Origin of the sequence: Caulobacter sp. S45 (genome assembly GCF_009765965.1) — a bacterium.
Taxonomy (GTDB): Bacteria; Pseudomonadota; Alphaproteobacteria; order Caulobacterales; family Caulobacteraceae; genus CAHJWH01.
In genome coordinates this window covers 2,637,812-2,662,266 of the sequence record NZ_LMUL01000014.1, presented here as the reverse complement: position 1 = coordinate 2,662,266, position 24,455 = coordinate 2,637,812, and the positions used below count along the sequence as shown (strand labels likewise).

16 protein-coding genes are annotated in these 24,455 nt (G+C 68.0%); 13 read left to right on the top strand and 3 right to left on the bottom strand.

Features of this window, described 5'->3' with window-relative positions:
• Window positions 1–31 precede the first annotated feature (31 nt).
• The 11 genes from GSQ87_RS19340 (at window position 32) to GSQ87_RS19290 (ending at window position 17,684) form a co-directional block, all read left to right on the top strand.
• The gene (locus GSQ87_RS19340; RefSeq protein ID WP_158917277.1) at window positions 32–2,941 is read left to right on the top strand and encodes a TonB-dependent receptor; all 2,910 of its coding nucleotides are present in this window, start codon (window positions 32–34) and stop codon (window positions 2,939–2,941) included.
• Between the two features lie 100 nt (window positions 2,942–3,041).
• On the top strand, window positions 3,042–4,802 hold the full coding sequence (locus GSQ87_RS19335) for a DUF5597 domain-containing protein (RefSeq protein WP_158917275.1): 1,761 nt from the start codon (window positions 3,042–3,044) through the stop codon (window positions 4,800–4,802).
• A gap of 157 nt (window positions 4,803–4,959) precedes the next feature.
• Window positions 4,960–6,009: a LacI family DNA-binding transcriptional regulator gene (locus GSQ87_RS19330; protein ID WP_158917273.1), complete on the top strand. Its 1,050-nt coding sequence runs from the start codon at window positions 4,960–4,962 to the stop codon at window positions 6,007–6,009.
• A 98-nt stretch (window positions 6,010–6,107) separates the two neighbouring features.
• The gene (locus GSQ87_RS19325) at window positions 6,108–7,274 is read left to right on the top strand and encodes a fumarylacetoacetate hydrolase family protein (protein ID WP_158917271.1); all 1,167 of its coding nucleotides are present in this window, start codon (window positions 6,108–6,110) and stop codon (window positions 7,272–7,274) included.
• Window positions 7,275–7,354: 80 nt separating this feature from the next.
• The gene (locus GSQ87_RS19320) at window positions 7,355–8,122 is read left to right on the top strand and encodes an SDR family NAD(P)-dependent oxidoreductase (RefSeq protein ID WP_158917932.1); all 768 of its coding nucleotides are present in this window, start codon (window positions 7,355–7,357) and stop codon (window positions 8,120–8,122) included.
• A gap of 2 nt (window positions 8,123–8,124) precedes the next feature.
• Window positions 8,125–9,030 (top strand): SMP-30/gluconolactonase/LRE family protein, encoded by a 906-nt coding sequence (locus GSQ87_RS19315; RefSeq protein ID WP_158917269.1) that lies wholly within the window; start codon window positions 8,125–8,127, stop codon window positions 9,028–9,030.
• Window positions 9,023–10,807 (top strand): IlvD/Edd family dehydratase, encoded by a 1,785-nt coding sequence (locus GSQ87_RS19310; protein WP_158917267.1) that lies wholly within the window; start codon window positions 9,023–9,025, stop codon window positions 10,805–10,807. Before GSQ87_RS19315 ends, GSQ87_RS19310 begins: the two co-directional genes overlap by 8 nt.
• 116 nt (window positions 10,808–10,923) lie before the next feature.
• Entirely contained in the window at window positions 10,924–12,369 is a 1,446-nt protein-coding gene (locus GSQ87_RS19305; protein ID WP_158917254.1) for a sugar porter family MFS transporter, read from the top strand.
• Between the two features lie 31 nt (window positions 12,370–12,400).
• The gene (locus tag GSQ87_RS19300) at window positions 12,401–14,830 is read left to right on the top strand and encodes a glycoside hydrolase family 3 N-terminal domain-containing protein (RefSeq protein ID WP_158917252.1); all 2,430 of its coding nucleotides are present in this window, start codon (window positions 12,401–12,403) and stop codon (window positions 14,828–14,830) included.
• 2 nt (window positions 14,831–14,832) lie between these two features.
• Window positions 14,833–15,975, top strand: coding sequence for an endo-1,4-beta-xylanase (locus GSQ87_RS19295; RefSeq protein WP_158917250.1), 1,143 nt, complete (start codon window positions 14,833–14,835; stop codon window positions 15,973–15,975).
• Window positions 15,972–17,684 (top strand): glycoside hydrolase family 43 protein, encoded by a 1,713-nt coding sequence (locus tag GSQ87_RS19290; RefSeq protein WP_158917248.1) that lies wholly within the window; start codon window positions 15,972–15,974, stop codon window positions 17,682–17,684. Before GSQ87_RS19295 ends, GSQ87_RS19290 begins: the two co-directional genes overlap by 4 nt.
• A 3-nt stretch (window positions 17,685–17,687) precedes the next feature.
• Here GSQ87_RS19290 and GSQ87_RS19285 read toward each other — a convergent pair whose 3' ends face one another.
• The 3 genes from GSQ87_RS19285 to GSQ87_RS19275 all read right to left on the bottom strand — a co-directional run bounded on the left by GSQ87_RS19285 (window position 17,688) and on the right by GSQ87_RS19275 (window position 22,112).
• Entirely contained in the window at window positions 17,688–20,525 is a 2,838-nt protein-coding gene (locus GSQ87_RS19285) for a glycosyl hydrolase 115 family protein (protein ID WP_254063096.1), read from the bottom strand.
• A 117-nt stretch (window positions 20,526–20,642) separates the two neighbouring features.
• Entirely contained in the window at window positions 20,643–21,686 is a 1,044-nt protein-coding gene (locus GSQ87_RS19280; RefSeq protein ID WP_158917244.1) for a sugar kinase, read from the bottom strand.
• Between the two features lie 102 nt (window positions 21,687–21,788).
• Window positions 21,789–22,112 carry a plasmid stabilization protein gene (locus GSQ87_RS19275; protein ID WP_158917242.1) on the bottom strand — a complete coding sequence of 108 codons (324 nt, stop codon included), beginning with the start codon at window positions 22,110–22,112 and terminating at the stop codon, window positions 21,789–21,791.
• Between the two features lie 94 nt (window positions 22,113–22,206).
• Between GSQ87_RS19275 and GSQ87_RS19270 the strand changes: the two genes are divergently transcribed.
• Window positions 22,207–23,184, top strand: a complete 978-nt coding sequence (locus tag GSQ87_RS19270) for an aldo/keto reductase (protein WP_158917240.1) — start codon at window positions 22,207–22,209, stop codon at window positions 23,182–23,184.
• Between the two features lie 220 nt (window positions 23,185–23,404).
• A partial coding sequence (locus GSQ87_RS19265) for a HAMP domain-containing protein (RefSeq protein ID WP_216839407.1) occupies window positions 23,405–24,455 on the top strand: 1,051 nt, incomplete at its 3' end.

Here is a 24,455-nt window from a genome sequence, read left to right as displayed (position 1 = left end):
CGGCGCGTACGACGGGTACGGGGAGGAAACCATGACCTACAAAGCTCTGCGGGGCGGCCGTCGCGCGCGCCTCATCTTGCTCGGCGCCACGATTCTGGCTGGCGGCGCGGCTTCAGGCGCGCTGGCCCAGACGGCAAATGCGCAAGGCGCCGGCGGCCAAGCGGTTGCCGCTCCAACGTCCACGCCTCCGGCCAGCGACACTTCGGCGCCGATAACCAGCGCCGGCGCCAACGGCCTCGGTGCGCCGGCCCAGGGAACCACGACTTCCGGCACGCTCGCGTCGGAAGTCGTGGTGACGGGCTATCGCCGCGCCCTGACCAATCAGGCGACGACCAAGCGCAGTTCGGTCAACTTCACCGACTCCATCTTCGCCGAAGACATCGGCAAATTCCCCGACCTGAACATCGCCGAAGCCCTGAACCGCATTCCTGGCGTTCAGCTCACCCGCGATGTCGACGGCGAAGGCACCCAGATCCAGATCCGCGGCCTGGGACCCAGCTTCACCAAGATCCTGCTGAACGGCTCCCAGATCGAGGTCGCCTCCGACGGCCCTCTGGGATCAGGCAGTTCCAACCGTGAAGTCGATCTGGACATGTTCCCGACCGAACTCTTCACCAAGCTGACCGTGGCCAAGACCTCGACCGCGGACGTGGTCGAGGGCGGCATCGCCGGCACCGTGAACATGGTCAACGCCCGTCCCTTCGACTCGCCGGGCCAGCACATCACCATGACCTTCGAGGAAGGCGACCGGACCGAGGACAACCGCGGCAGCCCCGAGGGCGCCCTGATCGCCAGCAAGACCTGGGGCGACCAGTTCGGCATCCTGGTCGGCGTCGCCGGCGCCGCGCAGAACTTCCGCACCGACGGCTACGAGACGGTGGGTTACACCACCCCCACCATCAAGTGCACCGGCTGCGGCACCCAGGGCCAGGGCTTCACTTTCGGCAATGGAAACGCGGCGGCCGCCACCTCCGGCCAGTCGCTGCAACAGCTCAGCAACGATCTGTTCCCCCGCCTGGCCCGCGAGGCGCTGATCCAAGGCACCCGCGACCGGGTGTCGGCCCTGATCTCCGGCGAGTACCGGCCGATGGAGAACCTCCACTTCACGATGGACGCCTTGTGGGGGCATGCGGACCGCAACTTCAACCGCCTCGACGAAGACTTGGCCATCCGCAATTCCACCGGGATCGTCCCGGTGGCGGTCACCGCGGACTCGAACAACGTCGTGACCCAGGCCACGCTCCAGAACGCGAACTTCTTCAACGAGGCCGAGCCCTATAAGGAAACGGTCGACTTCTACAACCTCAACCCGAGCTTCGACTACAAGGTGAACGACTGGATCACCCTCGACGGGCAGGTGAACTATAACAAGAGCACCTTCTTCCGCACCGACGACGACTTCATCGTCGACACCGGCCCGATGACCGTGAACTACAGCAACCCGTCGAACGGCAATTTCCCGATCATCACGCCGAGCGGGAACCTGAACGATCCGGCCAATGCGGCCAAGCTGGACTCCTTCCGCATCCAGAACATCAAACGGGTCACCGAAGAGAAGGGCGCCCACTTCGACGCGACCTTCGGGGACAAGGAAACCAACATCAAGATAGGTTACGCCTACGACGACGCCTATCGCGAGATCACCGCCTACGACAACAGCAACAACGCCCAGGCCTTCGCCGCGGCCAACATCCCCAATTCCGAACTCGCGTCTCTATACGCGCCGGGCGACGGCGGCGTCCTGAGGCAGTCGGGCATCCCCGCCGGCTTCCAGTCCTTCATCCAGCCGAACTACGCCCTGCTGGAGAAGGCGGCCAACACAGCCTTCTTCAACCAAACCGCGCCCTTCACGCTCAGTTCGGCCACCGCCACGCCGTCGGGCACCATCGACGAAGCCACCAACGGCGCCTATATCGAGCTGAACGGGGTCAGCGACTTCTTCACCCGCAAGCTCCGCTATAACGGCGGCATCCGTTACTTCAGCACCGAGCAGACCATCGTCGGTCCGCAACAGCTGAACGGCGCCTTCTCGTTCCAGACCTTCAAGACCCACTACGACGGCTTCCTGCCCTCGTTCAACGCGGCCATCGACCTGACCCAGCACCTGGTGCTGCGCATCGCCGGGTCTCGCACCATGACCCGCGCCAACCCGGACCTGCTGCTGCCGGGCGTCACCTTCAGCGACCCGTCGGGACAGGTCGCCAGCCAGGGCAATCCAACCCTGAAGCCCTACTACTCGAACAACGCCGACATCGGCGGCGAATACTACACCGGCGGCCCGGGCTTCATCGGCCTGGACTTGTTCGCCAAGGACATCGACGGCTTCACCCAAACTGTCCAGAGCCAGGTGCCGTTCAGCTCCCTGAACATCCCCGTCTCGTCGCTGAGCAGCGTGCAACAGTTGCTCAATCTGCAGCCCAACTCCCCGATCACCCTGCAGACCACCACCAATGTCAGCCAGACCCTGCACATCCGGGGCGCCGAGGTGACCTACGTCCAGCCGCTGGACTTCCTGACCAAGCGCCTGTTGTGGGGGCTCACCGGCTTCGGCTTCAACGGCAACTACACCCATATCGAGCAGAGTTCGGATGGTTCGGCCGCGGTGGCCACCGGCATCGGCAAGAACAACTACACCCTTGGCGGCTACTATGAGAACTACGGTGTCTCGGTCCACATCACCTACACCTACCTGGATGGCCGCGTCACCGCCGCCGCGCCGCAAAACAACGTCAACCTCCCCCTCATCGCCGATCCCGAAGGTCAGCTCGACCTGGCGGCCAACTACACGCTGCCATGGCACAACAAGGCGTTCCAGATCACCTTCAACGCCATCAACATCAACAACTCCATCCAACGCACGGTGTTCGGCCACGATAATGCGCCCTACAGCGTCTACTATCCGGGGCCCGAATACATCGTTGGGATGAGGGCGAAGTTCTAATCTGCAAGCGACACCTCGGCCGTCCCTCCCGACCCGCCACGAAGCTGGCGGCGATAAAGGGGCGGTCGATGGGTCGGCATGGGTTGGAGACACCGGACAGATGAGCGCGCCGCAACCCAGCCATATGACCCCCGGGGGTGGACGCTCCAAACAGGGCTGGGTGGGGTGCGCCATGTTGGCGACCGCGCTGACCCTGGCGGTCGCGCCGCCGGCCTTTTCCAAGGCGCCGTCGGCGGCGGAGCCCATGCCCCACCTTCGGTCCACGGATGGGGTGAGCCAACTCGTCGTCGACGGGTCCCCCTTTATGATCCTGGGCGGCGAGCTCGCCAATTCCAGCGCCTCGGATCTTGGCTACATGGCTCCGGTCTGGGAGAGGACCAAGGCGCTCGGCGTCAACACCCTTCTCGTCCCGATATCCTGGGAACAGCTGGAGCCGCAGCCGGGGCGGTTCGACTTCTCGCACCTCGACGGGCTGGTCCACGCGGCCCGCGAGCATCACCTGAAACTGGTGCTGCTGTGGTTCGGGAGCTGGAAGAACAGCATGTCCAGCTATGTCCCCGCCTGGGTCAAGCGGGACCAAGCCCAGTTCCCCAGGGCGCGGGTGCAGGACGGGCAGGCCCAGGAGATCCTCACACCCTACGCCCCAGCGAACGCCGAAGCGGATGCGCGCGCCTTCTCCGCCCTGATGCGACGCCTGGCCCAGACGGACGACGCCGACCATACCGTGCTGATGGTCCAGGTGGAAAACGAGATGGGCATGATCCCCGTCGCTCGCGACCACAGCCCCCAGGCCGAGGCGGCCTTCCATGCCGCCGTCCCCGCCGAACTGCTCGCCTATATGCAGGCGCACCGCGCCGAACTCGCTCCCGAATTGCGGCGCGCCTGGGAGATGAACGGCGAGAAGACGCAGGGCGACTGGACCGAGGTGTTCGGCCCCGGCGTTCAGACCGATGAATTCTTCGCGGCCTGGGGCTTCGCCACCTACGCCCAGAAGGTGGCGCAAGCCGGCAAGGCGGCCTACCCGCTCCCCCTCTATTTGAACGCCGCCCTGATCCGCCCAGGCAAGCAACCGGGACAGTACCCCAGCGGCGGCCCGCTCCCGCACCTGCTCGACATCTGGAAGGCCGCCACGCCCTCCATCGATTTCATCGCCCCCGACATCTACTTCTCCAACTTCGACGACTGGGCCAGCCGTTATGCGCGCCCGGGCAATGTGATGTTCATTCCCGAAGCCGGCCGCGCCGGCTGGGCGCAGATGCCGGTGAACGCTCTGGTGAGCTTCGGGAGCCTGCACGCCATCGGCTTCAGTCCCTTCTCGATCGACAACGTCGCGCCGGAGAAGGACGGGGGAATCCGCGAGACCTACGCCATCCTGAAGGCCCTGGCGGTTCCGCTTACGCAACATCCCGCCGACGTCGTCAGCGTCTCGACGCCCGTTTCATACGATGGGGTCGTCAACGCCGCGTCCCAAACGATTCGGCTTGGGCGATACCAGCTGGAAATCGGCTTCGCGGGCGGTCCAGCCGCAAACCACCTGACAGCCGCGCCCGGAGCGCCGGACGGCCTGTCCTCGACATCGACCTCCATCGAGGCTCGCCGATCGTTCGGCGCCCTGATCATCCCGATGGAAACGAATCGCTTTCTCATTGTCGGCGTGGGGTGCGAGATCAGATTTGGCGACCCGCGCGGCGACGCCTCGCATCAGGTCGGAATAGAATCGATTATCGAGAAGAAAATCATAGACGGAAAGCTGATGGACGTTCGCCGGCTGAACGGGGACGAGAGCAATCAAGGCCGCAGCATCCGCTTCGATCCAGATCACATCACCATACAGGAAGCCACCTTGTATGATTACATGTGAATGTACGAAAACTCGCCTTCGACCCGACGCCTTTCCTGCGTGGAGGCGATTGAAAATCAGGTGACGCCTCTCTGTTGGCATAGCGATTGCCGGACGCGCCTGTCTGGAAGAAGCTTGTTCCAAAGCTGTGCGCCTTAGGACGAGCCGGAAGATGCAAATGAACAGGTCCACTCGACGGACGCGAAACGTCATCACCATCAACGACGTCGCCCGCCTTGCGGGCGTCTCGCCGATGACGGTGTCTCGGGTGGTCAACGACGAGAAGAACGTGCGCGAGAGCACCCGCGAGGCGGTGCTGCTGGCCGTGCGGGAGTTGAACTACGTCCCCAACCTCGCCGCCCGCAACCTGGCCAGCGCCGAGCATGTCCGCATCGGGGTGATCTACAGCAACCCCAGCGCCGCCTATCTCAGCGAATTCCTGGTCGGCGTGCTGGACGAGAGCGCGGGCAAAGGCGCGGAACTGCTGCTGGTCAAGTGCGAAGCCAGCAACCCCGACGCCGAGCGCATCTCGGTGCAACGGCTGATCGACAGCGCCGTGACCGGCGTGGTGCTGCCCCCGCCGCTCAGCGAATCCGATACCGTGCGCGAAGCGTTGCAGGCCGCCGGCATCGCCACCGTGGGCGTGGCCACCGGCCGGTTCCGCAGCGACCTGTCCTGCGTGCGCGTCGACGACCGGGCAGCGGCCGAAGACATGACCCGCTACCTGCTCGATCTCGGCCACCGTCGGATCGGCTTCATCAAGGGCCACCCCAACCAGACCGCCAGCGCCGAACGCCTGACCGGCTTCCGCGCGGCGCTGCGCCATGCGCCCGACGCCAAGGCCGAGGTGGTGCAGGGCTATTTCACCTTCCCCTCGGGCCTTGAGGCCGCCGAGCGGCTGCTGGATGCCGAGGTCCGCCCCACCGCCATCTTCGCCAGCAACGACGACATGGCCGCGGCCGTGGTGTCGGTGGCGCACCGGCGGGGGCTGGACGTGCCCCGCGACCTCACCGTGGTCGGTTTCGACGATACCTCGATCTCCACCACGCTCTGGCCCGCCTTGACCACGGTGCGCCAACCGGTGAGCGCCATGGCCGCCGCCGCCATCGACCTGCTGCTGCGCGAGACCCGCGCCGCCAAGGACGGCCGGACTCCGGAACCCACCGACGTGATCGTGCCGCACACCCTGGTGGAGCGTCAGTCCTCAAGCCCGCCACGTCCTGCGTAAAGCAGTTGACATCTCATGACGGCAGGCGAGGTTAGCGCTATCAGAGTTCAGGGTGGTTTCTCTCGCCATCCTCGGTTCAAGCCTTTCCAGAGCAGGTCATGATTCAACATCTTCCGGCCGATTGGCGTGACGCGGTCCTGCTCGGCCGCATCGCCGTTCCCGAAGGCCCGACGCCTGTGCTCGTGCGCAACGGACGGGTGCAGGACGTTTCCGCCATCGCCCCGACCACCGCCGAGCTTCTAGCCCGCGCCGACCTGCTCGAGGTCCGAGGGCGCGACCTCGGCCCGGTGGAGGATTTCGAGTTCGCCCCGGCCTGGAGCGATGGCGACCGCACCGCGCGCCGCCTGCTGTCCCCCTTCGACCTGCAGTGCGTGAAGGCCAGCGGCGTCACCTTCGCGGTCTCTGCAGTGGAGCGGGTGATCGAGGAGCGTGCGCGCGGCGACGCCGGCCAGGCCCAGGCCATCCGCGACGCCCTGCGCGACCGGGTCGGCTCGGACCTGCGCACGGTGAAGCCGGGTTCGCCCGAGGCCGCCAAGCTGAAGACCGCCCTGATCGCCGACGGCCTGTGGTCGCAGTACCTGGAGGTGGCGATCGGGCCCGACGCGGAGATCTTCACCAAGTCGCCGACCCTGTCGACCGTCGGCTGGGGCGACTATGTCGGCGTGCGTAGCGACAGCGCCTGGAACAATCCCGAGCCGGAAATCGTGCTGGCTGTCGACACGACCGGCCAGGTGCGCGGCGCGGCGCTCGGCAACGACGTCAACCTGCGCGACATTGAGGGCCGCAGCGCTCTCCTGCTCGGCAAGGCCAAGGACAACAACGCCTCCTGCGCCATCGGCCCGTTCATCCGCCTGTTCGACGGCGACTACACCCTGGACGACGTGCGCAAGGCCGTGGTCCGGCTGGAGGTGGAGGGCCAGGATAACTTCCGGCTCGAGGGCTCCAGCTCGATGGAGCTGATCAGCCGCGACCCGCTGGAGCTGGTCGGCCAGACGCTGAGCAAGCACCACCAGTATCCGGACGGCTTCGCGCTGTTCCTCGGCACCATGTTCGCGCCCATCGAGGATCGCGGGGCGCCCGGCGAGGGCTTCACCCACAAGACCGGCGACATCGTGCGCGTCTCCAACGAGCGGCTCGGCGTGCTGGAGAACAAGGTCGTCAACTGCGACGCCGCACCGCCCTGGCGGTTCGGCATCGGCGAGCTGATGCGCAACCTGGCCGCACGCGGCCTGCTTTCGGCGCGCGCACCCGAGGCGGTCGCGTGAGCGAGATCGCGATGCTTCACGAGAAGGACCCGCATGGCGGCGATGTTCAACACCCAGGCGCTGGCGCAGGGGTCGCGCCGATGAGTTCGTCCTCCTCGGCCATCTATCCCAGTCTCAAGGGCAAGCGGGTGGTGGTCACCGGCGGCGGGTCCGGCATTGGGGCCGGCCTGGTGGAAGGTTTCGTGCGCCAAGGCGCCCAGGTGGTGTTCCTGGACGTGGCCGAGGCGGACTCTCGCGCCCTCGTCGCCCGGTTCGCCGACGCCCCTGTCGCCCCGCGCTTCCTCGCCTGCGACCTGACCGACCTGGGCGCGCTGAAGACGACCTTCGCCCAGATCGAGCAGGAGATCGGCCCGGTCGAGGTGCTGGTGAACAACGCCGGCAACGACGACCGCCACACCCTGGCCCAGGTCACGCCCGCCTATTGGGATGACCGGATCAACGTCAACCTGCGCCACATGCTGTTCTGCGCCCAGGCCGTCGCGCCAGGGATGAAGGCGGCCGGCGGCGGGGTGATCATCAACTTCGGCTCGATCTCCTGGCACTTGGGCCTGCCCGACCTAGTGCTCTACGAGACCGCCAAGGCCGGTATCGAGGGCATGACCCGCGCGCTGGCCCGCGAGCTGGGACCGGACGGGACGCGGGTGGTCTGCATCGCGCCCGGCAACGTCAAGACCCCGCGCCAGATGAAGTGGTACACGCCCGAAGGCGAGGCCGAGATCGTCGCCGCCCAGTGCCTGAAGGGCCGCATCGACCCCTCCCACGTCGCCTCGCTGGTGATGTTCCTGGCCTCCGACGACGCGCGCATGTGCACCGGCCACGAATACTGGATCGACGCGGGCTGGCGCTGAGCATGCCGGCCGGCCTTAGCCCCGCCATCGCCGACGTCGCGCAACCCGACTGCGTCTGGGACGTGGGCGCCGAGCTGGGCGAAGGCCCGGTCTGGTCGGCGGCCGAGCAGGCGGTCTGGTTCGTCGACATCAAGGGTCGGCGCATCCATCGCCTCGACACCGTGTCCGGCGCACGCCGGTCGTGGGACGCGCCGTCGAACCCGAGCTTCCTGGCCCCCATCGCCGGCGGTGGCTGGCTGGTCGGGCTGAAGACCGGGCTGCACAGGTTCAACCCGAAGAGCGGCGCCTTCACCCTGCTGTCGACGGTCGAGGCGCATCTGCCGGACAACCGGCTGAACGACGGCTGCGTGGATGCGCAAGGTCGGCTCTGGTTCGGGTCGATGCACGACCTCGAGACCGCCTCCAGCGGCGCGCTGTACCGGCTGGAGGCGCGCGGGGCGCCGGTGGCGGTGGACTGGAACTACGTCATCACCAACGGACCGGCCTTCAGCCCGGACGGCGGCGTGCTCTATCACACCGACACGCTCGGCCGGCTGATCTACGCCTTCGACCTCGGCCAGGACGGGAATGTCTCCAACCGGCGGGTGTTCGCCGCGATCGAGGACGGGGCGGGCTATCCGGATGGTCCGGCGGTCGACGCGGAGGGCTGCGTGTGGACCGGCCTGTTCGGCGGTTGGGGCCTGCGCCGCTATGCGCCCACCGGCGAGCTGCTGGCCCAGGTCCGCTTCCCCTGCGCCAACGTCACCAAGCCGACCTTCGGCGGCGACGACCTGAAGACCGTCTACGCCACCACCGCCTGGAAGGGGCTGGACACGGCCGAGCGCGCGGCCCAACCCCAGGCCGGCGGCCTGTTCAGCTTCACCGTCGACGTTCCAGGACTGCCGCAAGCGGAGTTGCGCCTTGACTGACTCCACCAAGCCCGCCCGCCGCTTCCGCTCGCAGGACTGGTTCGACGCGCCCCACCGCGCCGACATGGCCGCCCTGTATCTGGAGCGGTTCATGAACTACGGCCTGACGCTGAAGGAGCTTCGGTCCGGCCGTCCCATCATCGGCATCGCCCAGACCGGCGGCGACCTGACCCCCTGCAACCGGGTGCACGTCGAGCTGGCCCGGCGGGTCCGCGACGGTATCCGCGACGCCGGCGGTATCCCGATGGAGTTCCCGGTCCACCCGATCTTCGAGAACTGCCGCCGACCGACCGCCGCGCTCGACCGCAACCTGGCCTATCTCGGCTTGGTGGAGATCCTCTACGGCTACCCGATCGACGCGGTGGTGCTAACCACCGGCTGCGACAAGACCACGCCGGCCGGGATCATGGCCGCCTCCACCGTGGATATCCCCGCCATCGTGCTGTCGGGCGGGCCGATGCTGGACGGCTGGCACGACGGCGAGCTGGCGGGGTCGGGTACGGCGATCTGGCGCTCGCGCCGCAAGCTGGCGGCTGGCCTGATCGACGAGCAGGAATTCCTGGAGACGGCGGCGGCCTCGGCCCCCTCGCTCGGCCACTGCAACACCATGGGCACCGCCTCGACCATGAACGCCGTGGCCGAGGTGCTGGGCATGTCGCTGCCCGGCTGCGCGGCCATCCCCGCCCCCTATCGCGAGCGCGGCCAGATCGCCTACGAGACCGGGCGGCGCATCGTCGAGATGGCCTACGAGGACCTGCGCCCCTCCGACATCCTGACCCGCCCGGCCTTCCTGAACGCGGTGGCGGCGATCGCGGCGCTCGGCGGATCGACCAACGCCCAGCCGCATCTGGCCGCCATCGCCCGCCACGCCGGGGTGACGCTGAAGCCCGGCGACTGGACCGAATACGGCCTGGATGTACCGCTGCTGGTCAACATGCAGCCGGCGGGAAAATACCTGGGCGAGCGCTTCCATCGCGCGGGCGGGGTGCCGGCGGTGTTGTGCGAATTGATGGACGCCGGTCGACTCTACGGCGACGCCATGACCGTCACCGGCCATACCCTGGCCCAGAACATCAAGGGGCTGGAGAGCCGCGACCGCGAGGTGATCACCGCCTACGACACGCCGATCCAGCCGGCGGCGGGCTTCCTGGTGATGTCGGGCAACCTGTTCGACTTCGCCATCATGAAGATCAGCGTGATCTCCGAGGAGTTCCGCGCCCGCTACCTCGACGACCCCGCCCATCCGGATGTGTTCGAAGGCAAGGCGGTGGTTTTCGACGGGTCCGACGATTATCACGACCGCATCAACGACCCGTCGCTGGGGATCGACGAGCGCACCATCCTGGTGATCCGCGGCTCTGGCCCGATCGGCTGGCCCGGTTCGGCCGAGGTGGTCAACATGCAGCCGCCCGACGCCCTGCTGAAGCGCGGGATCACCAGCCTGCCGACGCTGGGCGACGGCCGCCAGTCCGGCACTTCCGACAGCCCCTCGATCCTGAATGCGGCGCCGGAAAGCGCTATAGGCGGCGGCCTGGCCTGGCTGCGTACCGGCGACCTCATCCGCATCGACCTGAAAGCGGGACGGTGCGACATGCTGGTGGGCGATGCGGAGATCGAACGCCGCAAGGCCGATGGCCTGCCGCTGGTTCCCGAGAGCCACACGCCTTGGGAAGAGCTTTATCGCTCAACCGTGGGACAGCTCGACACGGGCGCGGTAATGGAAATGGCGGTCAAATATCGCGGGGTGGCCGCGAAGCCCCCCCGGCACAACCATTGACCGCAGCTTGACTATGAGAATTATGTTTGCGCTAACATAACGCACAAGACCGATAGGCGGCGAAGACCGTCACGACGAGGAAACGCGGGCCATCACGGCTCAGGGAACGGACGCCAATGGCTGGAATGACGCATGTCGCCTCGAACGAGGCGCTGGACGCGACGGGTCCGCTCGAGAAGGTCAACATGGCCTTCGTGCTGGCCATCGTGGCGGTGGCCACGCTCGGCGGCTTCATGTTCGGCTACGACAGTGGGGTCATCAACGGCACCCAGCAGGGGCTGGAGCACGCCTTCGGCCTGTCCAAGCTCGGGACCGGGGTCAATGTCGGCGCCATCCTGATCGGCTGCGCGGTGGGCGCGTTCGCGGCCGGACGGCTGGCGGACGTGTTCGGCCGGCGCAGCGTGATGATCGCGGCGGCCGCCCTGTTCGTGCTGAGCGCGCTGGCGGCCGGCGCGGCGGGGTCTTCCGCGATCTTCATCGTGGCGCGCTTTGTCGGCGGCCTGGGTGTGGGCGCGGCCAGCGTGCTGACCCCGGTCTATATCAGCGAGGTGACCCCGGCCTCGATCCGCGGCCGACTGTCGAGCGTGCAGCAGGTGATGATCATCACCGGGCTGACCGGCGCCTTCCTGGTCAACTACCTGCTGTCGCGCTGGGCGGGCAGCTCCACCGCCGAGCTGTTCGGCCATCCTGCCTGGCGCTGGATGTTCTGGGTCCAGGTGATTCCGGCCGGCGTCTTCCTGCTCAGCCTGCTGGCCATCCCCGAAAGCCCCCGCTTCCTGGTCGCCAAGGGCCGTGACGCCGAGGCCGAGGCCGTGCTCGCCCGCCTGATCGGCGCCGAGGCCGCGCCCGGCAAGGTCGCCAGCATCCGCAGCAGCCTGGCCAAGGACCACCACCGGCCCAAGCTGTCGGACCTTTACGACAAGACCGCCGGCAAGGTGCGCCCCATCGTCTGGGTCGGGATCGGGCTGGCGGTGTTCCAGCAACTCGTCGGCATCAACATCGTGTTCTACTACGGCGCGGTGCTGTGGCAGTCGGTCGGTTTCAGCGAGAACGACTCGCTGCTGATCAACATCCTGTCCGGCGCGCTCTCGATCCTGGCCTGCTTCGCCGCCATGGGCCTGATCGACAAGATCGGCCGCAAGCCGCTGCTGTCGATTGGCTCGGCCGGTATGGCCGTGACCCTCGCCCTGGTCGCCTTCGCCTTCTCCACCGCGACCCTGCAGCACGGCCAGGTGCAGCTGCCCCACGCCATGGGCCTGCTCGCCCTGGTCAGCGCCAACGCTTACGTGGTGCTGTTCAACATGAGCTGGGGCCCGGTGATGTGGGTCATGCTGGGCGAGATGTTCCCCAACCAGATCCGCGGCTCCGGCCTGGCGGTGGCGGGCGGGGCGCAGTGGATCGCCAACTTCCTGATCACCGTCAGCTTCCCGGTGATGCAGGTCTCGTTGGGTCTGGTGATCACCTACGGCTTCTATGCGCTGAGCGCGCTCGTCTCGTTCTTCTTCGTCCGCAAGCTGGTGCACGAGACCCGTGGGCGCGAGCTCGAAGAGATGGTCGGCTAACCCCTCCGCAAAAGACCTCGAAAGCGAGTCCATGACCCGTCTCCCTTCCCGGCGGCGCGCGCCGCTCGCGCTGGCGCTGTATCTTTCCATCGCCGCCGGCCCGTTGGCCGCCATGGCGCAATCGGCGGGAGCGCCGCTCTACAAGGACCCCCGCCAGCCCATCGCCAAACGCGTCGACGACCTGCTCGCGCGCATGACGCTGGAGGAGAAGGTCGCCCAGATGACCGGCGTCTGGGAACGCAAGGACTTGATCCAGACCCCCCAGGGCCAGTTCTCGCTGGAACGGGCGGAGCAGGCCTTCCCCAACGGCCTCGGCGAGATCAGCCGCCCCTCCGATCGACGCGGGGTGAAGACGGCGGGAAGCGACAACGGCGCGGCCGGCGCTTCGGACCAGGCCCCCGGGCGCGGCCCCAGGGAGACCGCCGACTACACCAACGCCGCCCAGCACTGGGCGGTGGAGCACACCCGGCTGGGCATCCCGCTGCTGATGCACGAGGAGGGGCTGCACGGCTATGTCGCGCCGGACGCCACCAGCTTCCCCCAGGCCATCGGCCTGGCCAGCACCTGGGACCCCGACCTGCTGACCCGCGTGTTCAGCGTCGCCGCCCGCGAGATGCGCGCGCGGGGCACGCAGATCGCGCTGGCGCCGGTGGTCGACGTGGCGCGCGAGCCGCGCTGGGGCCGGATCGAGGAGACCTATGGCGAAGACCCCTATCTGGTCGGGACCATGGGGATCGCGGCGATCCGCGGCTTCCAGGGCGATACGCTGCCGCTGGCCAACGACAAGGTGTTCGCCACGCTCAAGCACTTCACCGGCCACGGCCAGCCGGAGAACGGCACCAATGTCGGCCCGGCCGAAATCTCGGAGCGGACGCTGCGCGAGAACTTCTTCCCGCCGTTCCAGCGCGCCATCGCCGCCCTGCCGATCCAGGCGGTCATGCCCTCCTACAACGAGATCGACGGGGTCCCGTCCTCGGCCAGCCGCTGGCTGCTGACCGACGTGCTGCGCGGCGAGTTCGGCTTCAAGGGCGCGACCACCAGCGACTACTTCGCCATCAAGGAGCTGATCACCCGCCACCACATCGCCGCCGACCTGGACGGCGCGGCTGTGCGGGCGCTCGACGCAGGGATGGACCTGGAGCTGCCCGACGGCGAGGCCTACGCCCGCCTGCCGGCCCTGGTGAAGGCCGGCAAGGTCCAGATGGCCCAGATCGATACGGCCGTCCGCCACATCCTGGCGATGAAGTTCGAGTCCGGCCTGTTCGAGCACCCCTATGTCGACGCCGCCCTGGCCGAAGGCCGCACCGCCACGCCCGATGCGGTGGCGCTGGCCCGACAGGCGGCGCGCGAAGCCATGGTGCTGCTGAAGAACGACAGGGGCCTGCTGCCCCTCGACCCGACCAAGGTCGGCAGGCTGGCCGTGATCGGCCCTAACGCCAAGACGTCCCCGATCGGCGGCTACAGCGACGTCCCGCGCCACGTCGTGGGCGTGCTGGAGGCCATGCAGGAGGAAGCCAAGGCGCATGGCGGCGCGGGTTTCACCGTCAGCTACGCCGAGGGCGACCGCATCACCGAAGGCCACGCCTGGGCATCGGACGCGGTGAAGCTCGCCGACCCGGCCGAAAACACGCGGCGCATCGCCGAGGCCGTCGAGGTGGCGAAAAAGTCCGACGTGGTGCTGCTGGTGCTCGGCGACAACGAGCAGACCAGTCGCGAAGCCTGGGCCGACAACCACCTGGGCGACCGCGACGACCTCGACCTGGTCGGCCAGCAGAACGATCTGGCCAAGGCCATCTTCGACCTGCACAAGCCCACCGTGGTGCTGCTGCTGAACGGCCGGCCGCTGTCGGTCAACCTGTTGGCCGAACGCGCCGACGCCCTGGTCGAGGGCTGGTATCTGGGCCAGGAGACCGGCCATGGGGTGGCCGACGTGCTGTTCGGCCGGGCCGATCCCAGCGGCAAGCTGCCGGTGTCCATCGCCCGTTCAGTGGGCCAATTGCCGATCTACTACAACTACAAGCCGACCGCGCGACGGGGATATCTGTTCGACACCACCAAGCCGCTCTACCCGTTCGGCTACGGGCTCAGCTACACGCGTTTCGACATCTCCCCGCCACGCCTGTCCTCGCCCCAGGTGCGCGCCGACCAGCCGGTCAAGGTGCAGGTGGACGTGACGAACACTGGTGCACGTGAAGGCGACGAGGTGGTGCAGCTCTACATCCACCGTCCGGTCGCCTCGGTCACCCAGCCGGTGCTGGAACTGAAGCGCTTCCAACGGGTGAGTCTGAAACCCGGCGAGCGGCGCACGGTGGACTTCGAACTGACACCCGCCGACTTCGCCTTCTGGAACCTGGAGATGAAGGACGTCAACGAGCCGGGGCCGATGGTGGTCTCGTCCGGCCCGAACTCGGTGGAGCTGAAAAGCGCGGATCTGGAGATCACGGCGCCGGGGGCGCGCTAACCATGCCCTCTTCACCCGAGCGGGTCTCGAGACGCGCCTGCCTCACCCTCGCCGCCGCCGCCGGCATGGCCATGAGCGCCGCTCCCGCACTGGCCCAGTCCCCATCGCTCGACACCTTCGCCCGCGCCAGGGGGATGCGGTTCGGCGGCGCGGTCGGGGCAGGGCGGCCGGGGCGCGTGAACGGCTCCTACGCCGACCCGCGCTACTGGGCGCTGCTGGCCTCGGAATGCGGCGTGATCGTCCCGGAGAACGAACTGAAGTGGTACGCCCTGCATCCGGCGCCGGGCGTCTACACCTTCGAGCGCGGCGATGCGATGCAGGCCAAGGCCGCCGCCGGCGGCCTGGAGATGCGCGGCCACAACCTGCTCTGGCATAGAAGCCAGTACCTGCCGGCCTGGGTCAACGATCACGACTTCGGCTCCAATCCGGGCGCGGCGGCCGAGAAGCTGCTGGTCGATCATATCGAGACGGTCTGCGCCCACTATCCGCACATCCGCTCCTGGGACGTGGTCAACGAGACCGTCGATGAGACCACCGGCCAGATGCGCGAGACGGTGTTCACCCGCTATCTCGGGACCGAGGTGATCGACATCGCCTTCCACGCGGCCCGCCGCGCCGCGCCCCATGCCCAGCTGGTCTACAACGACTACATGAGCTGGGAACCCGCCGACGCCAACCATCGCGACGGGGTGCTGCGCCTGTTGGAGCGGCTGAAGGCGAACAAGGTGCCGGTCGATGCGCTGGGCCTGCAAAGCCACATCCAGCCCATGGGCCAAGACGTCGGCAAACTGGCGACGGCCCAGACCGCCGAGTGGGTGCGATTCCTGGATTCGGCCACGGGCATGGGGCTCGATCTGCTGATCACCGAATTCGACGTCGCCGACAAACACCTGCCGGCCGATATCGCCGTCCGCGACAGGGCCGTCGCGGACTACGCCCGCGCTTATCTCGACCTGACCCTCAGCTACCGCCAGGTGAAGCAGGTGCTGAGCTGGGGGCTGGTGGACAAGTACTCCTGGTTACAGGCCGAGACGCCGCGCGCCGACGGACTGCCGGAACGCCCGACGCTCTACGACGGCGACCTCAAGGCCAAGCCGTTGCGGGAAGCTGTGGCCCAGGCGCTGCGCAGCGCGCCAAGCCGATGAGCGGGACGCGCAAGCCAAGACAGTTCGGCGCCGCCTGGCTGGGCCTGTTGGCGTTGGCCTCGTCTACAGGCGCCGCTCACGCCGCCGAACCGCAAAACACCGCCCGTTTCAGCCACTTCGCCTATGAAGGCCACTGGCCGGTCTATCGTGGACGCAAGGCCGGCCCCGGCCAGTACCTCAACCCGATCCTGGAGGGCTTCTACCCCGATCCCAGCATCACCCGCGTGGGCGAGGACTACTATCTGGTCAATTCCAGCTTCACCTACTTCCCCGCCCTGCCGATCTTCCACAGCCGCGACCTGGTGAGCTGGACCCAGATCGGCTCCGCGGTGGACCGGCCGACGCAGCTCGACTTCAAGCGCCTGGGCGTCTCGCGCGGGGTGTTCGCGCCGGACATCGGCTTCCATGACGGGACCTGGTATCTGGTCAACACCTGCGTCGACTGCGGTGAGAATTTCCTGCTGACGGCGAAGAGCCCGGCGGGGCCATGGTCCGACCCCATCTGGCTGGGCTTCGACGGCATCGACCCATCGCTGTTCTTCGATGTCGACGGCCGCGCCTGGATGGTCAATAACGGGCCGCCGGAGGGGACGCCGCTCTATGACGGCCATCGCGCGATCTGGCTGCAGCAGTTCGATCCGAAGACCAAGCGGCTGATCGGCCCGCGCACCGTGCTGGTCAACGGCGGGACGGACATCGCCACCCATCCCCGCTGGATCGAGGGGCCGCACCTGCTGCGCCACGACGGCATGTACTACCTGATCGCGGCCGAGGGCGGCACCCAGGACCAGCACTCCGAAGTCGCCTTCCGCAGCGCCCGGATCGAGGGCCCCTACGTCCCTGCCCCGCGACCGATCCTGACCCAGCGCGACCTCGATCCAAAGCGGCCCGACCCGATCACCTCCGCCGGCCACGCCGACTTCGTCACCACCCCGAACGGGGACTGGTGGGCGAGCTTTCTGGCGACCCGTCCGTATACGGATGGCCTTTACAATACGGGGCGCGAGACCTTCCTGGCGCCGGTGCGCTGGAAGGACGGCTGGCCGGAGATCACCGCACCCGGCGAGGACGTGAAGTACGTCGCCGAGCGCCCGAAGCTTGCGGCCGACTCTACTCCGAAAATCCCGACCCAGGGCGACTTCGCCGTGCGCGACGATTTCGTCTCCACCAAGCTCGCGCCGTATTGGGAGATGCTGCGCACGCCGCGCCAAACCTGGTGGCGGCTCGGGTCCGAATCGCTGTCGTTGCAAGCGCGGTCGGAGCCGCTGGGCGGGATCGGCCAGCCGAGCTTCCTGGCCCGGCGGCAACAGCACGCCTTCGCCACCGCTTCGGTCATGGTCCACTACGCTCCCGAACGCCCTGGCGACCGCGCCGGCCTCGCCGCCTTCCAGAACGAAAGCCACTACGAGCTGATCGCCGTCGCCAAGAACGCGGACGGCCGAGCCGTGGTCCGGGTGGAGCGTCGCGCCGATCCCAAGGACCCGCTGGACGGTGTCGTAGTTGCATCCGAGCCGCTGGACCGGCCGGGCGAACCCGTCCGCCTGAGGATCGAAGCGCGGGGGGACCGTTACGACTTCGCCTATGCGCAAGCGGGCGGCCCGTGGCGCACCCTGGTCAAGGACGCGGACGGCGCGATCTTCAGCACCAAGGTCGCCGACGGCTTCGTCGGGACCATGCTGGGCATGTACGCCTACGCCGCGCCGAACTAGCGGTCAGGGCGCCCCCAACCGCTGGCTTTCCGGCGGCCCGAGATAGCTGGGCTTGACCCCGCCGAGATCGAGCACCACCCGCTCGAACACCACGCCCGGATCGACCCGCCACAATCGCACCACATGCGGTCCAGCCACGACCGTGGGGAAACGGGTGACGAGCACCCGCGCATTGTCGGCGACTGAGCGATCCCAGGCGTCCTTGGATGGATCGCCCTCCAGGTTGACCACCTGGGGTGCGCCGCCGTCGATGGAGACCGCATAACGCAAGCCGCCCTTGCCCCGGAAATCCAGCGACGGCGCGACGGCGACCTGCACCGCGACCGGGCCGCCCTTGGTCAAGATGACGGCGTAGTCGAGGTGGGCGCCAGCGCCGGGCGCCTGGGAGGGCGCAGTGACCGGGAAGCTGGTCACACCGGAAACGGTGCGCCCGAGGTCCGGCACGACACCCCAACCCACTCCGCCCGCCTCCACGGCGCGGGCGTAGTGCGCCGCCTCTATCGCCACATAACCGTCACCCTCGACGAAGGCTTCGCCCCCGTCTTTCGAGACTTGGGCCGCCGCATTGTCGGCGGAGACCGCGACCGTCACGGCGGTCCCGTCGGACCCGCGCACTGTCAGCGACGCCTCGCCGTGGCCCGTGGGCGCCCTGCTCCAGTCGACCAAGACCAGGAGCCGTTTCTGTTCACCGACATCGCCCTCGGGATCGGAGACGCGCAGCCAGGGCGCTCCGCCGGAAATCGCGTAGCGGATGGGCCCCGCGCCGCGATCGAACACCTCGATGTAGCGGCTGGCGGCGCCGTAGCGGTCAAACGACAGGCGCGGCGCGCCCGGCGCCGCCGGCCAGGCTCGTGCATCGCCCTCCACCGCCACGCCCAGCGCGCCCGCCGCCGGGAGGGCCAGGGTCTGGAGCTTAGGCATGATGTTGACCTTGGGGTCGCGCCAGGAGGTGTAGCCGATGTGGGTCTGGTCCATCATGTGGGTCCATTTCCCGTGGGCGACCTCGTCGTTGTAGAGGTGGGTCAGCGCCTCGTCGCGCTGGAACAGGGCCTTGACCTCGACCGCCGTGCGGTTGGTCGCAGCGCGTCCCTGGGCGGCGTAGAGCCGGTTCAGACCCGTGGTCACATAGAGCCGGTTCAGGTTGGCGCTGGCCTCCACCGGATAGAGCACCAACTCCACGAAGGCGTCGTCGTAGCCGGGCGGAAGCTGGGCTCGGATCACGCGGGCCTTGGCGGCGAGGGCCTCATAGGCGTCGGCGACCCGCTCCGCCTCGCGATAGTCGGTCAGGCTGTAGGTCGTGGGCTCCAGCAGCTCGGGCTTCCGCCGCGCATTGTACTGGGTGTAGCGGGTCAGCAGCTCGGCGATTTCGGCGGAATGGACGGCGCCGAACTGCTCGGCGGCCCACTGGCGCGTGTAGTCGCCGAGTTTGTCCACCGGCCAGGCGTCCGGGTTCCAGGCATAGTCGAGGAAGAACTGGATCGGCAGCTCCATCGGCTTCAGGTCGCCGACATTGACGATCCACAGCTGATCGGCGCCGTAGGCGTGGGCCAGGTGCATCTGCTCCCAGATGCGCTCGACCTGGTTGGTGTTGATCCACTTGTAGTTCCGAGGGCCGCCGACATAGTCGAAGTGGTAGTAGACGCCGTAGCCGCCCGCCCGCGTGTGGCCCAACTCCGGCAGACGGCGTAGGTCGCCCCAGTTGTCGTCGGAAAACAGCAGCGTCACGTCGTCGGGCACGCGCATGCCGTGGTCGTAATAGTCCTGCACCTCCTTGTAGATCGCCCAAACCTGGGGCGTGCGGGCCGGATCGAGATGGGTGACGTCGCCGATGATCTTGCGCTGGTCGGCGACGATCTTCTCCAGCAGTTGGATGGGCGATCCCTCGGTCATCGGCTTGTCGCCGTCGCCGCGCATGCCGACCGTGACCAGGGCCTCGTTGCTCCCCAGCCGCTCGATCCCCTTGCGCCAGAAGCCGCGCAGCACATCGGCGTTCTGGGTGTAATCCCACGGACCTTTGCCGTATCGGGTCCATTCCGCCTGGTTGCGGGCCATCGGCTCATGGTGGGAGGTGCCCATCACCACGCCATAGGCGTTGGCCAGGCCTGGGCTCTCGGCGTCGTCGTCGGCAAAGGCCTTGCCCCACATGGCCGGCCACAGGAAGTTCCCCTTCATCCGCAGGGTCAGCTCGAACACCTTGGCGTAGAAGCGGTGGTTGAACCCGCCATAGGTCGCGTCGACCCAGCCCTTCAGCGACGGGTCCTCGTCGTTGAGGAAGATACCCCGATAGCGCACGGCCGGCGCTTCAACCCGTCGCCCGGCGGTGACGTATAGGTCGGGCCGATGCGGAACCGGCACGTCGGCCCACCAGGCCCAGGGCGAAACGCCCGCGCGTTCCGAAAGATCGTACAGGCCGAAGATGGTTCCGCGACGGTCGGCGCCGGCGATCACCAGGGCGCGCTCGATCCCCGGCGCGGGATGCTCCACCACCTGCTGCACGAACGCCTCCCAGCGGCCGGCGACGCCGCTCACGTCCAGCCGCCCCTCGCGCACCAGCCGGTCGATGACGGGGTTGTGGCCGAGCGTGCCGGCGATGATCGTCGTATCCGGAGACGCCGTTCCGCCCGCCAGCCGCGCCAGGTCGGCGCGCACGTCGTCGGCGGCCCGGCCCACGCCCGGCAGGTCTCCGGCGTCCACCGCCAGGATCGCAGGCCGTCCTTGCGCGATGAGGGCGAAGGCGGCGGTCGAGCCGCCCTCGCAGACGGCTGCAGCCCCGAGACACGACGACTGCACCTCGATGGCCGATGCCGGACTGGACATCAGGATCGCAGCCGCGATCGCCAAGGCCGCGACTCCGCCAGCGAAGCGGAGAGGCGCAAAGGTAGCGCTATCATTTTCCATCGTCGTTCCGCTCCCGCAACCGTTCTTCGACGGCTTGTTCAGTTTGTGTGGATCAGGACCTCAGCGTCGCACATGCAGGCCCGTTTCGGAAAGGCCGGCTTCGATGTCTTCCAGCCGCGCGGGGCTGAAATCGCCTGGCGTCGAATGCTTGAACGCCGCCGCCGCCAAGCCGAAGCGCAAGGCGCGCTCCGCCTCCATCCCGGTGGTCAGGCCATGCAGCACGCCGGCGGCGAAGGCGTCGCCGGTGCCGATCCGGTCCACCACACCCTCCAACGTCAGTTCCGGCGCCCGATGCACGCCTTGGCGCGTCGCCATAAAGCCGCTCAAGGCTTGCCGGCACACGGCGTGTTCGGTGCGAAGGGTGCAGGCGATTTGCTGCAGCCTGGGAAAGGCGTCGAACGCGACCTGCGCAGCGGCTGTACGCCGGGCTGTCGGATCGGGATCGTCGAAGCTGCGCTCCAGGATCAGGGCCACGTCGCGGTCGTCGCCGAACAGCAGATCGGCGTGGGACACCAGCTCCTTCAGCACGGGCCGGGCATCCCCGCCCCAGGCCGCCCACAGCTTGGCGCGGTAGTTGCCGTCGAACGACACCTTCACCCCCAGCCGACTAGCCATCCGCACCGCCGCCAGGGCCGCCGCCGCCGCCTGCGGACTGACCGCAGGGGTGATGCCGGACAGGTGCAGCCAGTCGCAGCCGGCCAGGGCGGTCTCGAAATCGTATTCGTCCGCCCCGGTCTCGGCGAAGGCGGAGCCGGCCCGGTCGTACAGCACTTCGGAAGGGCGCAGCACCGCGCCGGGCGTGAGGAAGTAAATCCCCATCCGCCCCGGACGGCGCTTCAGGAAGCTCGTGTCCACCCCATGCCGCCGCAGTTCGCCGAGGGCTGCTTCGCCGATAGGGTTGTCGGGCAGGACGGTGATCGCGCGCACCCGGTGCCCGAAGTGCGCCAGCGACACCCCGACATTGGCCTCCGCGCCGCCGAACTGCGCCAGCAGCCGCCCCGACTGCAACAGAAGTTCGCTATCGGGGGCCGCCAGCCGCAGCATCAACTCCCCGAAGCAGGCGACCGTGGCGGAGACGCGCGCCGAACCCTGATACTCAGCCATGTCGCAGCGCAGTCCCTCGGGCGTCCACCTGGAAGGGACTTACCGTTCGCCGCCTAAAGCCGCCAGACGTGGATTATCGACGCGGGATGCAAATCGACCCGGTCAATGGTGGGCGTGGCCGTGTTCGGCGTTGCGCTTGCGGGTGGCGGCGGCTTTCTTCGCCGAAGCCGAGCGGTCCACGGCCGAACGCGAAGCCGAGGCCTCGCCGCCCGACTTGCCGCCCTTGTGCGCGGCGGGATGGCCGGTCGACTTGCCGCGACCGGACCCGCCGGCCTTCTTGCCGCCGCCATCGTCCTTGTTGACGGTGGCCCAGCCGCGCCGCTCGGCCTCCTTGTCCGACACGCCGCGTTTTTCGTAACCCTCGGCGATATGGTCGGCCTTGCGTTCCTGCTTGTCGGTGTATTTCGATTTGTCGCCCTGAGGCATGGTAGGTCCTCCCGTGGCTGGTCGAAATCCAACCTTCCAAGCTCCCGCGAAGTTCCCGGCGCGGCCTAGGTCCGGGACCATCAAGGGCGTCCGCATGGAACTACGCGAACTGGGCTGCAGCGGCCTGAAGGTCTCCGCCATCGGGCTGGGCTGTTTCGCCATGACCGACGCCTACGGCGCCTCCGACGAGGGCGAGGCGCTGGCGACCCTGGGCCGGGCGCTCGATCTCGGCGTCACCCTGTTCGACACCGCCGAACTGTACGGCCCCTACGCCAACGAGACCTTGGTCGGGCGCGGCCTCAAGGGGCGTCGCGATCAGGCGGTGATCGCCACCAAGTTCGGCTGGTTGATCGAGGACGGCGCGGCGGTGGGCGTGGACAGCCGGCCGGAGCGCATCCGAGCCGCCGTCGAAGGCTCGTTGAAGCGGCTGGGCGTCGACCACATCGACCTGCTCTACCAACACCGGGTGGACCCCGGCGTGCCGATCGAAGACGTGGCCGGCGCGGTGGGGGAGTTGGTGAAGGCGGGCAAGGTCCGCTTCCTCGGCCTGTCGGAAGCCGGGGCGGACACCCTCCGCCGGGCGCACGCGGTCCATCCCGTGGCGGCGCTACAGAGCGAATACTCGCTGTGGGAACGTGGGCTGGAGACGGACATCCTGCCCCTGCTGCGCGAACTCGGGATCGGACTGGTGCCGTTCGCGCCGCTCGGCCGGGGCTTCCTGGCGGGATCGGGCCAGAAGGCGGAAAGCTACGCCGCCAGCGATTTCCGCAAGGACGATCCCCGGTTCCAGGGCGCCAACTTCGAGGCCAACCTGCGCGCCGCCGCGATCGTGGGCGAGATCGCCGCCCAGCGCGATGCGACGCCGGCCCAGGTCGCCTTGGCGTGGCTGCTGCACCAGGGGCATGACATCGTTCCGATCCCCGGCACCCGCCGCCGCACCCATCTGGAGCAAAACGTCGCGGCGACTGCGCTTCGCCTGTCTCCCGACGACGTGCTTCAGCTGGAACAGGGCCTCTCCGCCGTCTCCGGTTCGCGCTACAGCGACGCCAGGATGACTTTCGTGCAGCGTTGAGCCCCACACGTCACGATTGATGCGTCGGCACGGCGTTTGATGAACGAGATTTTCATCGTTTACGCCAACAGTCCCCCCTGCACGACATCGGATGGTCTTCAGTATGGGCGTCGGCCCAGTATCGGCCGACCCCGCCTCCGCGGTTGCAGCAAACCGGTCCTTAAGCCGGACACCGAGGGGGCATATGCTTTTTTCGAACTGGAAAATTTCGCGGAAGCTGGTGACTGCGTTTGCGGCGCTGTCGGCTGTTTTCCTGTTGACCGGCGGCGTGATCGCCACGCGCATGTCGGCGACCCAGACGGCGGTGGAAGCCGACGAGTACAGCTACCGGATGCTGGAGCTCAGCGGCGCCATGATGGCGGCCCTGGCCAACCAGCAGGACACCATGCGCGGCTTCGTCGCCAAACCCGACGAGCGGTTCCAGGGGAAATACGCCGAATACGGAAACGATTACGCCTCCGCCGCGACCACTTTCCAGGCCGCGGCCCGCAGCGAGGCTGAAAAGGCGGACGGCGCGCGCATCGGCGATCTGGCCGCACAATTCCATCAGGAGGCCGAACAGGCCTTCGCCCAGGCCCACGATCCCGCCAAGGTCGAACAGGCGCGGGCGGACGTGCTCGCCAACGGACGCTTGCACGACATCCGCAACGTGGTGAAAAACATCGCCACCCAAGAGCGCGAAATCCGCGGCGCGCGGCGGCAGGCGGAACGAGGCGCCTTCCAAGACGCCATGACCGCCCTGACGCTCGGCTGCGCCGTGGCGCTCGCCTTCGCCGGCCTGCTGGCCTGGGCGTTGACCCGCACGGTCGGGAAACCCGTCGCGGAGATGAGCGCCGCCATGACCCGGCTCGCCGCCGGCGATACGGCTGTCGTCATCCCAGCGATCCACCACGCCGACGAGATCGGCCAGATGGCCGGAGCGATCCACGCCTTCAAGGCCGCCGTCGCGGACAACAGCCGGCTCAAGGACGAAGCCGAAGCCGAGCGCCAGGCCGCGGAAACGGAGAAGACCCGTCACGGCGCGGCCCGCGAAGCCGCCGTCGCCCAGCAGACCGCCGCGCTTCAGGCGATCGGCGCCGGCCTGGAAAAGATGGCCGCCGGCGAAATGACCTTCCGCCTGAGCGAGCCCTTCAAGCTCGAGATCAAGGTTTCCGCCGCCCTGTACGAGAAGCTGCGCCAGGACTTCAATGCGGCGATGGATCGGCTGCAGGAGGTCATGCAGTCGGTGGTCGGCAGCACCTCGGCGATCCGTTCGGGCGCCGGCGAGATCA